This window comes from Clostridium sp. AM49-4BH (genome assembly GCF_003478335.1).
Taxonomy (GTDB): Bacteria; Bacillota; Clostridia; order Lachnospirales; family Lachnospiraceae; genus Butyribacter.
This window is the reverse complement of record NZ_QUFB01000058.1, coordinates 1-14,340: the sequence shown is the minus strand read 5'-3', so window position 1 is coordinate 14,340 and position 14,340 is coordinate 1. Positions and strand designations below refer to the sequence as shown.

At 40.8% G+C, this 14,340-nt stretch carries 12 protein-coding genes and 6 tRNA genes; 13 read left to right on the top strand and 5 right to left on the bottom strand.

The genetic code is table 11. The features are described from left to right. Nucleotides 1-137 precede the first annotated feature (137 nt). From DW981_RS12720 to DW981_RS12690, 8 genes are all read left to right on the top strand, one after another. On the top strand, nt 138-719 hold the full coding sequence (locus DW981_RS12720) for an accessory gene regulator B family protein (protein WP_118507988.1): 582 nt from the start codon (nt 138-140) through the stop codon (nt 717-719). 364 nt (nt 720-1,083) lie between these two features. Next, nucleotides 1,084-1,827, top strand: coding sequence for a LytTR family DNA-binding domain-containing protein (locus DW981_RS12715; RefSeq protein ID WP_118507987.1), 744 nt, complete (start codon nt 1,084-1,086; stop codon nt 1,825-1,827). A 28-nt stretch (nt 1,828-1,855) separates the two neighbouring features. Next, nucleotides 1,856-2,263, top strand: coding sequence for a hypothetical protein (locus tag DW981_RS15230; protein ID WP_182434280.1), 408 nt, complete (start codon nt 1,856-1,858; stop codon nt 2,261-2,263). 71 nt (nt 2,264-2,334) lie between these two features. After that, nucleotides 2,335-3,153, top strand: coding sequence for a GHKL domain-containing protein (locus DW981_RS12710; RefSeq protein WP_182434279.1), 819 nt, complete (start codon nt 2,335-2,337; stop codon nt 3,151-3,153). Nucleotides 3,154-3,338: 185 nt separating this feature from the next. Further along, a tRNA-Ile gene (locus DW981_RS12705) sits at nt 3,339-3,412 on the top strand. A 51-nt stretch (nt 3,413-3,463) separates the two neighbouring features. Then, a tRNA-Asp gene (locus DW981_RS12700) sits at nt 3,464-3,537 on the top strand. A 5-nt stretch (nt 3,538-3,542) separates the two neighbouring features. Continuing rightward, a tRNA-Val gene (locus DW981_RS12695) sits at nt 3,543-3,615 on the top strand. A gap of 22 nt (nt 3,616-3,637) precedes the next feature. Then, a tRNA-Leu gene (locus DW981_RS12690) sits at nt 3,638-3,723 on the top strand. Between the two features lie 129 nt (nt 3,724-3,852). Here DW981_RS12690 and DW981_RS12685 read toward each other — a convergent pair. The 5 genes from DW981_RS12685 to ade all read right to left on the bottom strand — a co-directional run bounded on the left by DW981_RS12685 (nt 3,853) and on the right by ade (nt 7,725). Then, nucleotides 3,853-4,524: an HD domain-containing protein gene (locus DW981_RS12685; protein WP_243034756.1), complete on the bottom strand. Its 672-nt coding sequence runs from the start codon at nt 4,522-4,524 to the stop codon at nt 3,853-3,855. An 81-nt stretch (nt 4,525-4,605) separates the two neighbouring features. Next, nucleotides 4,606-5,433 (bottom strand): PIN domain-containing protein, encoded by an 828-nt coding sequence (locus tag DW981_RS12680; protein ID WP_118507984.1) that lies wholly within the window; start codon nt 5,431-5,433, stop codon nt 4,606-4,608. Between the two features lie 273 nt (nt 5,434-5,706). Next, nucleotides 5,707-5,792 (bottom strand) — tRNA-Leu (locus tag DW981_RS12675). 22 nt (nt 5,793-5,814) lie between these two features. Then, nucleotides 5,815-5,887 (bottom strand) — tRNA-Val (locus tag DW981_RS12670). A gap of 104 nt (nt 5,888-5,991) precedes the next feature. Then, nucleotides 5,992-7,725 (bottom strand): adenine deaminase, encoded by a 1,734-nt coding sequence (gene ade / locus DW981_RS12665; protein ID WP_118507983.1) that lies wholly within the window; start codon nt 7,723-7,725, stop codon nt 5,992-5,994. A 732-nt stretch (nt 7,726-8,457) separates the two neighbouring features. Between ade and DW981_RS12660 the strand changes: the two genes are divergently transcribed. The 5 genes from DW981_RS12660 (at nt 8,458) to DW981_RS12640 (ending at nt 13,994) form a co-directional block, all read left to right on the top strand. Then, complete coding sequence (locus DW981_RS12660; RefSeq protein ID WP_118507982.1) at nt 8,458-9,123, top strand: YoaK family protein; 666 nt, start codon at nt 8,458-8,460, stop codon at nt 9,121-9,123. Between the two features lie 68 nt (nt 9,124-9,191). Next, complete coding sequence (locus DW981_RS12655) at nt 9,192-10,550, top strand: NCS2 family permease (protein ID WP_118507981.1); 1,359 nt, start codon at nt 9,192-9,194, stop codon at nt 10,548-10,550. Between the two features lie 102 nt (nt 10,551-10,652). Beyond that, complete coding sequence (locus tag DW981_RS12650) at nt 10,653-11,555, top strand: precorrin-6B methylase (RefSeq protein ID WP_118507980.1); 903 nt, start codon at nt 10,653-10,655, stop codon at nt 11,553-11,555. Nucleotides 11,556-11,672: 117 nt separating this feature from the next. Further along, nucleotides 11,673-13,046, top strand: coding sequence for a TrpB-like pyridoxal phosphate-dependent enzyme (locus tag DW981_RS12645; protein WP_022025884.1), 1,374 nt, complete (start codon nt 11,673-11,675; stop codon nt 13,044-13,046). 12 nt (nt 13,047-13,058) lie between these two features. Next, nucleotides 13,059-13,994 carry a hypothetical protein gene (locus DW981_RS12640; RefSeq protein WP_118507979.1) on the top strand — a complete coding sequence of 312 codons (936 nt, stop codon included), beginning with the start codon at nt 13,059-13,061 and terminating at the stop codon, nt 13,992-13,994. Nucleotides 13,995-14,340: the final 346 nt, after the last annotated feature.

Genomic DNA, 14,340 nt, shown 5'->3' with positions numbered 1-14,340 from the left:
AACGACGTGTGCTGCAACGCTATCCGATCCTGCGTGGCAGTGTGAAGTATATTCAGATAGAGGAGCTGCCACGTACGATGAATGGAAAGTTGGATTATAAGAAACTGCATGAATACATCTGAAATAGAGGTAGATAGATGTATTGTTTTGTAGAAAAATTAGTAGACGAGATGATAGAATTTAATATCGTTGAACAATGTCAAAAAGAAGAGTATGTATACAGTATTTTATGCATTGCTGAATCTATAATATGGTTTGTAACAATAATATGTATAGGGATATTTTTCCATATATTGTGGCAAACTGTTGGATATCTGACATTTTTGTATATTTTGAGAAGGCGGACAGGAGGCTATCATTTATCACGTTTTATATCTTGTTATAGTTGCTCTATTGCGTTGTTTGTAATGATTTACTATTTATTACATAATGTAGCAGCATTAATACAAGTAGGAATATTTGGTGTATTTGTTGTATCCGGTATTGTTATAGAGATCATTGGAACTGTAAATCATCCCAATATGTTTATGTCTAAGACAGAGATTCTTCATGTTAAATGGCGTGCTAGAATCATTGCAGCAGTAGAAAGCAGTATCGTTATAATATTATGGATTGTTGGGAATAGAGGCATGGTATTGTATTTGGCTATGGCTATGATCACCTGTGCAGCACTTATGGTGTTGGCAATCGGACTGGGACAGGAAGTGAAAGAAACGTAGTTGTACGGATGAACCTAAGAGAGAAAAGGACAGTGGTAAGTTATTTGACAGATAATAAATATATATGCAATCTAGCAAAGAAAATTTATTTTTTACATATAACCTTATATTTTTGGCATATACCAAAATACATAGTATGTTTATGATATAATGAGCCTCAAAGAAAAACAAGCGGCTGCGAAGCAGACATTTGTTTTTCTGGGCTCATTAACGAGCAAATAAGCTTGTGAAACAAGCGAAAAAGCTCTGAAAGAGCGTATTTGCGAGTTTGATAAAAAGGCGAATAGTCGAATGACGTTATGAGCCTCAAAGAAAAACAAGCGGCTGCGAAGCAGAATATACATATGTAATTTGGAGGAAGAAAGTGTTAAGTATTGCATTTTGTGATGATGAACCGATCATGTTAGAAGAACTTTTTAACGTGGTCAAAGGATACATAGATTCAAAAAAAGTTGAATTTACTGCAGATTTGTTTGAATCTGGTGAAGAGTTTGTGGAAAAGGGAGTACGATGCAGGAAATATGATATTGTATTTTTGGATATTGAAATGAAAGAGATGAATGGATTGGAGGCTGCTGCATGGTTTCGTAAATTGAATGAACAGTCAAAGGTCATTTTTGTGTCTTCTCACGTAGAGTATACGCTAGATGCGTTTAAGGTGGCGGCATTTCGTTATATTATCAAGAATAAGGATACGATGACGCAGGCGGTGCAGGAAGCGTTAGATGCATGTCTTGATATAAATCCAGAAATAAAACAGGTCAAGAAATATCATTTTACAGAGTTAGATATGTTCCTCCAAACGGAAGATATTATTTATATAGAAAGTATACTACATGATTTGAAATTTCATATTCAAGCAGAAAGCAATTATGTATTTACTTTGGCAAGATGTACACTCAATATTTGGGAACAGGAAAATCATTGGAATGGGTTTGTTCGTATTCATCAAAGTTACTTGGTAAATATGAAGTATGTATATGCCTATAATTCTAAAGAAGTTGAACTTTTAGACGGAACAGTTTTGACAATATCAAAACAGAGAAAAACAGAAGTTTGCAAACTGTTTCGTGATCAGGCAATTCCAAGGCGAAAGCGAAATACATAGGAAACTTATCAGGTAGAGGAGAGTTGATATGTTAGGATTTATTCAAGGACTTTTATTAATTATTATTGAAGTCAGTATTTATTTTTTTTACGCACAGACTTTTTGTGAAGCAGGAGATAAAATCACAGTAAAGCGTACAATAGCAACCGTTGTTATATCGGTGGTTTTGCTGGATGTGATATCAACAATATTTGCTAAGTATTTTGTGATTAAATTATTGATGATAGTGCTTGTTTTGAGTATAATGCTGCAGTTTTCTTTTCGACAGATTGGAGAAAGAGTATTGTGCTTGCAACAATATATCAAAGTATTATTTTGGTTGTTGATTTTTGTTTTATTGTTTTGGCAAGTATGTTTTTGGAAAATAGGATTATTTCATTATCGTCGACGCAGATGTTACTTGCTTTATTGTCAAAAAGTATCTTGTTTTGTTTGATCTATATCGTCAATAAGATATTTATACGGCGCAAGGTAAATGCAGTAGCAAACAGGATATGGCTTCGCTTTATGGCGTTTCCAGTGGTGACCTTTTTGATGATTGCATTGCTTGTAGCAGATTTGCCTAATATTCAATCGGTCCATCAGGTCACAGTATATGGAATGCTTGCTGTATGCTTGATAGCGATTAATTTTGTAGTAGTATACTTTTTGGATATGATTGTTCAAGAGAAAGCAGAGAAGATGCTGCATTTGGAATTTAAAAATGACACGGAAGCGCAGATGAAGTTGTATAAAAATATATGTCAAAATAATGAAATACAGAAAGCGAGCATTCATGAATTTCACCATCATTTGACTTGTCTGACTTCTTTATGTGAGAAACAGAAGTATCAAGAATTGGAACATTATTTACACAATATAGACCAGAAATTGTCTTATAATGTGGAGTGGATGAATACAAATCATGTGATTGTGAATACTGTGTTAAATCAAAAATATAACGAAGCTGCCAAAAGGAAAGTTTTGATCGTATGTCGTTTTAATGATTTGAAGGGAATTTGGCTGGAAGATCAGGATGTTGTTGTGATATTAGCGAATTTATTGGATAATGCGATTAGAGCGAGTGAAGAATGTGAGGAAGAACATACGATATATTTTACGATGCGTCTGATTGACGGGACATTGTCGTTGGATATTCAAAACACCTATCAAGGACCTGTGACAATAGTGGATAATGAACTACGCACAACGAAGAGGGAAGATGGCCGGCATGGATATGGCATCAAAAATGTACAGCATGTTGTAGCAAACTATGGAGGAACATTTCGGCTGTCCTTGGAAAGAAGATTGTTCGGAATACATATTACGATTCCTCGAAAGATATGATTAGTATGTATGAGAATGATTCTCTGAAAGATTAGACCAAGAGAGAGTTTTTTGCACAATGCGGATATAATAATGCGAATATAGAATAAAAAGAGTTGCAATCAGAGAAATTATATGATAATATATATATTGTTCGGCGTCTCTGTTGAGACGTTGTATCTGACATAGTATGATCTTATGTTTTTGGACCTTTAGCTCAGTTGGTTAGAGCAATCGGCTCATAACCGATCGGTCCAGGGTTCGAGTCCCTGAGGGTCCACTGGATGAGCTGAAGAGAATTACATAAGAGGATACTTCAGCTTATCATAATGGCCTAGTGGCTCAGTTGGTTAGAGCGCCGCCCTGTCACGGCGGAGGTCGAGGGTTCGAGTCCCTTCTGGGTCGTTATTGGGATCTTAGCTCAGCTGGGAGAGCATCTGCCTTACAAGCAGAGGGTCACAGGTTCGAGCCCTGTAGGTCCCATAAGCAGTTATTTTACTGCGATGCCGCAGTGGCGGAACTGGCAGACGCCCAGGACTTAAAATCCTGTGGGTAGTGATACCCGTACCGGTTCGATTCCGGTCTGCGGCATTTTCATTTTAACTTTTTCCTTTCAGAACGTCTCTAATTTACAGAGGCGTTCTGTTATTTTATCTGGAATGTATTATGAGATATCCCGGTTTAGCAAGGTATATAAAGTTTGAGTTATTGCATTAAAGATCAGCAGATCTTGTTGCCATTAGCGGTCATTTTGAATCGCATATGCAGGACTTCAGCAGAACGTTTACACATCAGCATTCTTTGGAGAAAAATTTCAAAATAATCCATCATAGAGCAGATAGATTCGTCCAGTTGTATGCTAAATTGTATCTGCTCCTTTTGTGGACGGATATGCAGCGCTGCACCGGTAACAGCATAGTTTACCCGGTCATGCTGATCAAATGCTTCTGGAGTCTTTGTCTGTACCCGGTCACGTCTCACGTCCGTTTTGTCGGCCAATATCAGTGCTGCTGAAATAGGATTTGTTGCATGACCTGTTTTTTCATCGTGTTCTCCGATTGCATTCATGATCAATGCAATTTCATCGTAATCCATATTAAGATCTTTTAGGATAGAATGGGCAAGTACAGCACCGTGGTGGGCGTGATCCTTGCGGTTGATGCAGTTGCCGATGTCATGCATATAGCCGGCAATCCGCGCCAATTCCACCGTTCTATTATCATAACCAAGCTTTTGTAAAATACGGGCAGCTTGTTTGGAAACAATGGAAGCATGGATCGAAGAGTGATCGGTATATCCCTGTGTCTGTAAAGAGGCATTGCCTTGTTGGATATATGCATTGACTTCCGGTGATTTTTTGATCTGTTCGTATGTAATCTTGTTCGTTTTCATTGTAATCTCCATTCCGCAGACAATCTGCGATCGTGATTTTTCGATATATGTTTTCCTCGGCACATTGCTGCAAAGCGCATGCTAATGTAAGGAATGTTTTGGCGGTGCCGGCAGAGCCTTCAGGATCACCAGTGGCAGTTCATTAGCTGGAGCAAGCAGTGCTTCTATTGCAAAGCGCTGGCCAACATTTCGGGGCTGAACACCAAAGGGACGAATGGAGTCGTATTGCAGACTAACGATAAAATTTTCTCGTACTTTTGCCAATAACGTACCGTAAGTAGTTTGATTGGTAATATACAAAAATTCGTTTTCTAACAATTCGCGATCTTTATTACATCGTTCAAACTTTGCTTTTTTTAATTCAATAGGAGTTCCCTGTAACAATTTTTGAAAGTCTTTATCCGTTAGTAAGATTTCGTTTCTTCCGTTGTATCGCAAATGGTCCTCATCGATCATTTCGTGTTTATAATCTTCCGCCTTAACTTTTAGGATATCTGCCTTGATTCGTACATTGGTATCTTTGGATACAAGAATAACCGGCTGCTCAGATTCTTCTTTCATCCCTTTTGCAACTTGCAGGATTCGATTATCCGGCTTATCTTTCCAGCCTGAAGGCAATATAACATGATCGTAATCCGATGTAATACGAATAGAACCACCGCTTTCTGTGGGAACACCTTTGATGAGATTTCCTTTGCGGCGCAAACTGTCAAAATTGCGTAGAGACTGTCTGGTATTATAGCCTTTGTCACCAGATGCCTTTTTATTGTCATCCAATTCTTCAATAACCATATCCGGTACGACGATCATATGTTTTCCAAAACGGTTCATACAATCTGGGTCAGCCATGAAAATATTAGTATCTAAAATATAAATTCTTTGTTTATCTGTTTTTTTTGCCTTGGGCATACTGACTCACTCCTCTGTTCGATCTTTGTACCATACATTATGTTGTATTTACGGTACATTTTTACTATACGATTTTGAAAAATACACTACTATCATATTTATGTAAATGCTATGTAATTTTTATTTTACGAAAGGAAATGGTTTCTTTGAATCCAGTAGCATTGAAACTGTGAAGTTTAGGCAAGTGAGAAATAAAATAATAGATCTTAAAAACAACAAAACGTCTCTGTATAAAACAGAGACGTTATATCAGGAAATAATTAAAATGAAAAATGCCGCAGACCGGAATCGAACCGGTACGGGTATCACTACCCACAGGATTTTAAGTCCTGGGCGTCTGCCAGTTCCGCCACTGCGGCATCGCAGTAAAATAACTGCTTATGGGACCTACAGGGCTCGAACCTGTGACCCTCTGCTTGTAAGGCAGATGCTCTCCCAGCTGAGCTAAGATCCCAACAACCATTCAAGTATAACGCATAACAGAATGATTGTCAAATAAAAATTTCTTTTGCCGATGAAAAGCTTGTAGGTTTGTTGATGAAAAACTTGTAGGTTTGTCTATGAAAAGCTGGCGTCTACTACTTTGTGCGAATTGACATCAATAAGACCATACGTATTCAGACGCAATGCCGGAATGACAGGCAGGCTGACAAAGCTGAGTGTCATAAACGGGTCGATATCCATAGGGATGCCCCAGTCATGAAGTGTTTTTTTCATCGTTTCCAGTTCGGTGTTGACTTGTTCTAAAGGCTGATCTGACATCAGACCTGCAATCGGCAGTGGTAAAGTATGTTTCAGTTCACCCTGACAGGCAATGGCAAGTCCGCCTTCTGCTTCAATCACTGCATTGGCTGCTATGGCAATATCAGTATCGTTTGTTCCGGCCACGACCAAGTTATGAGAGTCGTGTCCGATACTTGTTGCAACTGCGCCTTTTTTGAGACCATAGCCTCCTAAGAAGCCCTTGCCGAGATGTCCGGTATTTTTGTGGCGTTCGATAGCAACGATTTTTATAATATCATCGTCCGGATTGATACCATCTGCCCAGTCTTTTGCGCTGGTATCCGTATTCCAGCTGGCTGTGCGTTCGGAGGTAAGAAGCTCTCCTGCATGCAATTCGATGACGCGGATGTGTTCGCCCTGTTTTGGGATTACGAGCTGCGCTGGCGTAATCTTTTCCACATGAAAAGAATGGATGACACGCTCAGGAATGGAATCCGTATTACTGTTTACAGCCGTCGTTATTTGCCCGCGTTCGCTGATGAGCGTTCCCTGTTTGTAGACTTCCTGTACATGCAGATCTGTAAGATCGTTCAAAACAACGATGTCGGCATCATAACCCGGTGCGATGGCACCTGTGTCACGTAAACCGAAATACGTGGCAGCATTCAAACTGCCTGCTTTAATGGCACGAATTGGATCTGCACCTAAGTGAACTGCTTTGCGGATGATAGCATCAATATGACCGTCATTTAGAAGATCCAAAGGATGTTTATCGTCCGTTACAAGCAGGATCCGATTATAATAAGGAGCCTCGAATAGCGGCATAAGTTCCTGAAGATTTTTGGCAGCGGTGCCCTCACGGATCATGATCCACTGACCTCGTGACAGTTTTTCTTTGGCTTCTGCAATGTTGGAGCATTCGTGGTCTGAACGGATCCCTGCGGCTGTATAGGCATTTAATTCTTTGCCGCATAGCAATGGTGCATGTCCGTCGATAATGCGGTCATGTTCTAATGTTGTTTTGATCTTGGATAAGACAGATCCATCGGCTTGATTGACACCGAAAGCGTTCATCATTTCTGCAAGACCAAGAACCCTTCGATCATTATAAAAAGGTGTAATATCATCGGCATTCAGACAGGCTCCGGACTCATCTAAGTCTGTTGCCGGTACGCAGGACGGTACCATAAAGAAGACATCCAGAGGGAGATCTTTGGTTGCCTGCATCATATAGGTAATACCGTCACAGCCGGCAACATTGGCAATCTCGTGTGGATCGGTAATCACGGCGGTTGTGCCATGTGCGATGACAGCTCTTGCAAATTCCGAAGGGGTGACCATAGAGCTTTCTAAGTGGATATGTCCATCAATAAAACCAGGGCACACGAAGCGTCCGGTCATATCTTTTTCAATTTTGCCCTCGTACCGGCCAATGCCGACAATTTTGCCATCCGTGATCGCAACATCACCGACCTCAATGGATTCTGTAAATACGTTTACAATGGAAGCGTTCTTTAATACAAGATCTGCTTTTTGCGTTCCATTTGCTGTTAAAATAATATTTTTCATGTTTTTCACATTCCTCCTGCTGTTTGTGGTACACAATATTGCAATTATCTATGTACTCAAACTTCCCATATCTCAGATTACCACAGCCACATATTGTTTATTATGTCAAAAAATACTAAGTATTTTGCAGCCACAACATAGCGATTTCTGCCGTCAGAGAACTATAGTAATTGCCTTGCCGCATTTTCGTTTTTGGTGATTTCTAGATTTTGTTGTCTCTGATGATTGATTTACATGCCTTTCGGAGAACTCGATGTCCCGGAAGCAAGGTAATCATCATTTTTGAAAGGGACTTTGCGCTCGTCGTTACTTATGTCTCGTGTCTCAGAGACATTAAGTAACGTAACGTAGCGCATCGTAGCGAAAGCGTCCCGTCCAAAAAGCGATGATACCTTGCTAAGCCGGCACATCTCAGACACTCCTTCAGGCATGTATTCATCAGAGACTTAACAAAATAAGAAATCACGCAAAAACTCTGCGTTCTGCGGCAATTATCTTAGTTCTCTGACGGCAGAACAAGTTAGTTTGTCGGCTGCAAAATATCATATTTATTGCTGACATAATAAACAATATGTGGTTCGAACAATAACTTCCAGTATGGGAAGTTTGAGCTATGTGTTTATTGTACAACAGCATGCAGATGTTTTGCAATCCATGAATCTGACATCTTGACAGATAAAATGCACGGTTCTATAATGCTGTGAGAGTTTAGCATAGGAGGCGTTGAGGTAGATGAAACATTCCAAACAAATGTCAGAGTCAGTACGGCTTGGAATCTTATTAGCACTGTCAGGGGGTCTGATGGATGCGTATTCCTATATTGTGAGAGATCGGGTGTTTGCAAATGCGCAAACCGGTAATATGCTGTTGTTTGGTGTTAATCTGTCAGAGGGAAATATTCGTTTGGCAATACATTATCTTGTTCCTGTTGTTGCGTTTGCGATCGGCATTGCGTTAGCTGAATATGTACATACCAGAAATATTGAAAAACTGCATTGGAGACAGATGTCAGTATTGTTGGAAGCAGTGATATTATTGGGAGTTGGTTTCATTCCAACATCGTTTAATCTGCTGGCCAATTCTTTGACTTCGTTTGCTTGTGGCATACAGGTGGAAAGTTTCCGCAAGATTCATGGAAATGGTGTTGCGACTACAATGTGTATTGGGAATATGCGTACCGGTACGCAGAATTTATTTAATTATTTCCATAGTAAAGATAGAGATTCTCTCGGTAAGGCCGGATTGTATTATGGCATTATCGTCAGCTTTATATTAGGTGCTGTATTCGGGAATGGATTGATCAAATTATTCCATAAACAGGCGATTTGGTGCAGTTCTATCTTATTATTCTTAGGTTTCTTTATGATGTTTATTGATTACGAAAAATCTAAAATATAAATAATAGGGATTGTTTCACGTCCATAAAAAAGTTATAATGAGAAAAATACTATTTTATGGAGGTAAAAATGATCGAGAAACTATTTCATTTGAAAGAGAACAACACAAACGCGCGCACCGAGGTGATCGCAGGATTGACAACCTTTATGACGATGGCGTACATATTGGCAGTCAACCCGACAATGCTTTCGGCAGCGGGAATGGACAGCACAGCCGTGCTGATCGCAACTTGTCTGGCTTCTTTTGTGGGAACCATGGCAATGGCACTTTTAGCAAACTATCCATTTGCTCTGGCACCGGGAATGGGATTGAATGCTTATTTTGCATACACAGTATGTGGCAATATGGGGTATTCCTGGAAAGTGGCATTGATGGCAGTATTTGTTGAGGGTATTGTTTTTATAGTTCTATCCTTAACAAACGTCAGAGAAGCTATTTTTAATGCGATACCAAGTACCTTGAAGAAAGGTGTAAGTGCAGGTATCGGATTATTTATTGCATTTATCGGACTGCAGGGAGCACACTTAGTAGTATCCAATAGTTCTACATTGGTTACCTATTGTGATTTTGCCGGCAATTGGCATACACAGGGAATCTGTGCGGTGCTTGCCCTGATCGGTTTGATCATCACAGTCATTCTTTATATCAAAGGCTTTAAGGGCGCGATCCTGATCGGTATTCTTGTAACTTGGATCTTGGGAATGCTCAGTCAGGCTCTTGGTATTTATCAGGTAAATGTAAAGGAAGGATTTTATTCGTTATATCCATCCATGCACATGACAGATTTCAGCAAGATCGGTGAGACGTTTGGACAGTGTTTCAAAGCTGATTTCCATGGCGTTGGTATTCTTAATTTTATTATTGTATTATGTTCTTTCCTGTTCGTAGATATGTTTGATACGATAGGAACACTCGTTGGTGTTTCTTCCAAGGCAGGCATGTTAGATGAGAATGAAAAATTACCGAACATTAAGCCGGCGCTTTTGGCAGATGCGATTGCAACAAGTGCAGGTGCGGTGATCGGAACTTCTACAACGACAACATATGTTGAGAGTTCTGCCGGTGTTGGTGCAGGTGGCCGTACCGGTCTTGCATCCGCAGTGACAGCGATCATGTTCTTATTAGCAATTTTCTTTGCACCGGTATTTACAGCAGTTCCGGGCTTTGCAACAGCTCCGGCATTGATCTTTGTAGGATTCTTAATGCTATCAGCCGTTGTTGACATTGATTTTAATGATCTGACAGAAGCAGTACCGGCATATTTGACAATCTTGGCAATGCCGCTTATGTACAGCATCGCAGAGGGTATCTCTATCGGTATCATTTCCTATGTTGTTATTAATCTGCTCTGTGGCAAGCACAAGAAAAATACAGTATTAATGTATGTGTTGGCAGTGTTATTTATCTGTAAGTATATATTCTTATAGGATGAATGATTTAGATACTATGAGTGCAATTGCTCATCATAGGAGTTTCTTCGAAACTCCGTTATGCACAATCATTACGAGATAACGTGAGGAGGTATGACCATGGAGAAGCAGGTGTTTACAAATGAGATCATTTTGTCGTGGCTGCAGTATTATGCAGGAAATACGACGATTGATCTGGAGCATGTGAAGATCATTGATATTACGCGTAAGAACAAAAATGTGATTCCAACGGTAGAGTCACACAAAACGACGTTAATCTTTACCAATGCAGGAATCAATGATATTTTTTACCGTCTTTGGAATGCCGGACTGGGGGAATGTGATGTCTGGTATAACGAGGGTTCAGAACCGAGCGGTCAGATTTACAACAAAAAAGTGAAGGACATGATCGATCGTGGAATCAATGCATCGGCAGGAATGCTGATCGTCAATCCTAATGCACGCAATACGGCTAAGATCGGTATGGGGAACGACATGTTCCGCAAAGGTTCGATCCATTATGTCGGCAGTGAGATCCGTGCCGTCATTTTGAATAAAATGATGGTGGATACGCAGGATGATGTTTGTGTTATCGGTGGAGAAAGCATTGCCATTGAGACAGCGTTGATCGCAGCAGAGGGAACGGTCGTGGCAGTTGAGTACAATGGTGCGGACCGAGACACGATGGAAGACAATGTAGATTATTTCGGTCTGCAGAATGTGACGATCATTGACCGGGTGGATGAAGAGAGTATGAAAGACTGTCCGGTACCGTCGCTTGTATTTATGGTGGCATCTGCAAGCATGGAGAAAGAATTGGCATACCTGACAAAGTTGAATCCACAGATCCGTGTTGTTATATACACCTTGGATTTTCAGGTGGCAGCAAGTGCGGCAGCGATTTTGGAGAAGTTTGGCATTGGCGATGTAGATACGATACAGATCGCTGTATCACGGCTCGGAAGCAATCATGCCTTTAAGCAGCAGCCGGCACCGTGGATCATTACGGGGCATTGTTCTTAAGCAATATTTGTGGTATAATCAAAGATAGCGATCTAAGGTCACGATGGTTTAGAACCGGATAGGAGATAAACCATCGTGATTTTGACAGAAAAAGTATGAAGAAAGGAACTAAGTAACATGGATAACAAGAAGATACCTTACAAGATTTATTTGAACGAAGATGAGATGCCAAAGCAGTGGTACAATGTTCGTGCTGACATGAAGAATAAGCCGGCACCGCTTTTGAATCCGGCTACAGGCAAGCCGGTCACTTTAGAAGAGCTTAGCCATGTATTTTGTACAGAACTGGCAAAGCAGGAACTTGACGATACAACGGCATATTTTGATATTCCAGAGGAGATCCTGCAGTTTTACAAAATGTACCGTCCGGCACCGTTAGTTCGTGCGTATCATTTAGAGCGTGCTTTGCAGACGCCGGCTAAGATCTATTATAAATTCGAGGGTAATAATACTTCGGGAAGTCACAAGTTAAATTCAGCAATCGCACAGGCATATTATGCGAAGAATCAGGGGCTGAAGGGTGTTACGACAGAGACAGGAGCAGGTCAGTGGGGAACTGCATTGTCGATGGCTTGTGCATTTTTAGGCTTGGATTGTCAGGTGTATATGGTAAAAGTATCTTATGAGCAGAAGCCATTCCGTCGTGAGGTTATGCGTACATATGGAGCATCGGTAACTCCTTCACCATCCAATACGACCGAAGTAGGACGTAAGATATTAGCAGAGTTCCCGGATACCAACGGAAGCCTTGGATGTGCGATATCTGAGGCAGTAGAAGCTGCTACAACGCAGGATGGATATCGTTATGTACTTGGATCCGTTTTGGCACAGGTATTGCTGCATCAGTCTATTATTGGTTTGGAGACAAAGGCTGCATTAGATAAATATGATGTCACACCGGATATCATCATTGGATGTGCAGGTGGCGGATCGAATCTTGGTGGTCTGATCTCACCATTTATGGGCGAGAAACTTCGCGGAGAGAAAGATTATCGTTTTATCGCAGTTGAACCGGCATCTTGTCCATCACTCACACGTGGTAAATACGCATACGATTTCTGTGATACAGGAGCAATCTGTCCGTTAGCTAAAATGTACACACTTGGCAGCAGCTTTATGCCTTCGCCAAACCATGCAGGTGGTCTTCGTTACCATGGCATGAGTTCTGTACTTTCACAGTTATATGATGATGGTTTGATGGAAGCAGTTAGCGTAGAGCAGACTTCTGTATTTGATGCTGCAGAGAAATTTGCCAAAGTTGAGGGTATTTTGCCGGCACCGGAGAGCAGTCACGCGATCCGTGTTGCAATTGATGAGGCGCTGAAATGCAAAGAAACCGGAGAGGAGAAGACAATCTTGTTTGGTCTTACCGGTACCGGATATTTTGATATGTATGCATACGAGAAGTTTAATGATGGTAAGATGGGAGACTACATCCCTACGGATGAAGAGATTGCAGCAAGTCTTGCTAAGCTTCCAAAGATGCAGTAATAGGAGAAGGTTATGCAAGCAAAAACAGATCATAAGAGGGGATTTGTATGGGGCTTAGCATTTGCAGTAACAATGACGATCAGCAGTATATGGGGACAGGCTGTTTCGTCAGGACAGTTTGTGCGTGCGGCGCAGGTTGAGGTTACACCTGTGCCGGCTGCACAGCAGACGAATATACCTCAGATGGATCCGACGGCGGTTCCAACATCGACGCCGGCATCTGCACAGGTAACCAAAACGCCGACGATGAAATTCCATCCAACGCCGACAGCCAAGCCAAACGCATATGGCACGATTAAGTTGGAATGTTATCGCAAGGTGTTATCCAAAGGTTTTTTAGGAAAACGCTATGGTGCGGTTGTAGATGGAATACGCTGTGATTGCAGTGGATATGTACGTGCTGCGATTGGCCGTATGAAATCTGTTTCTGCGAAGACGGCATTGCCTTTCAAAAGTTATAAGGTGAAGGCATTGACGACCAGAGACTGGGTGAAGGGATCAAAAGTGGCGTATTTGTCCGGACAGAAGACAATGACCGGCAGAATTTTATGGAACAAGACACGCTCAAAGGGTGCGATCGGTCGTAATACACAGAATCATTCGGCTGTCAGTACTTTGGAATTTGGGGATGTTATGTTATATGGCAAAAATGGCAATCCAACCCATATCGCTTTATACTATGGAAAGTTTTCTTCCGCAAAGAAGGTAAAAAATTTTCTTGAAAAAAAGGGATATGTGAAAAAAGGAGCCATCAAAAAAGTAAGTAAAAACAAATATACTTACCGTGGAAGAACGATCATACGGGCGTATTCCAAAAGTAAATATTGGCGAATCCATTCAACCAATAGTGGAATCTTGCTCGATAATGATATACGAGGCGTCAATCCATTTACCAGAAGCTTTGGCAAATGGAGCTGGACCTTTGAAACGGGCCTAAAAACAGAATAAGTTTATTTGCAGCAGGGGAGACTGGTTCTTTTCTGCTGCATTTTTATTAAACGCAATCTTCGCAGACCAAAATGGTGGACAAGCCACATATTGCTTATTATGTCAAAGAATACTAAGAATTTTGCAGCCACAACATAGCGGTTTCTGCCGACAGGGAACTATAGTAATTGCCTTGCCGCATTTACGTTTTTGGTGATTTCTAGATTTTGTTGTCTCTGATGATTGATTTACATGCCCTTCGGAAACTCGAAGTCCCGGAAGCAAGGTAATCATCATTTTTGAAAGGGACTTTGCGCTCGTCGTTACTTATGTCTCGTATTTCAGAGACATTAAGTAACGTGACGTA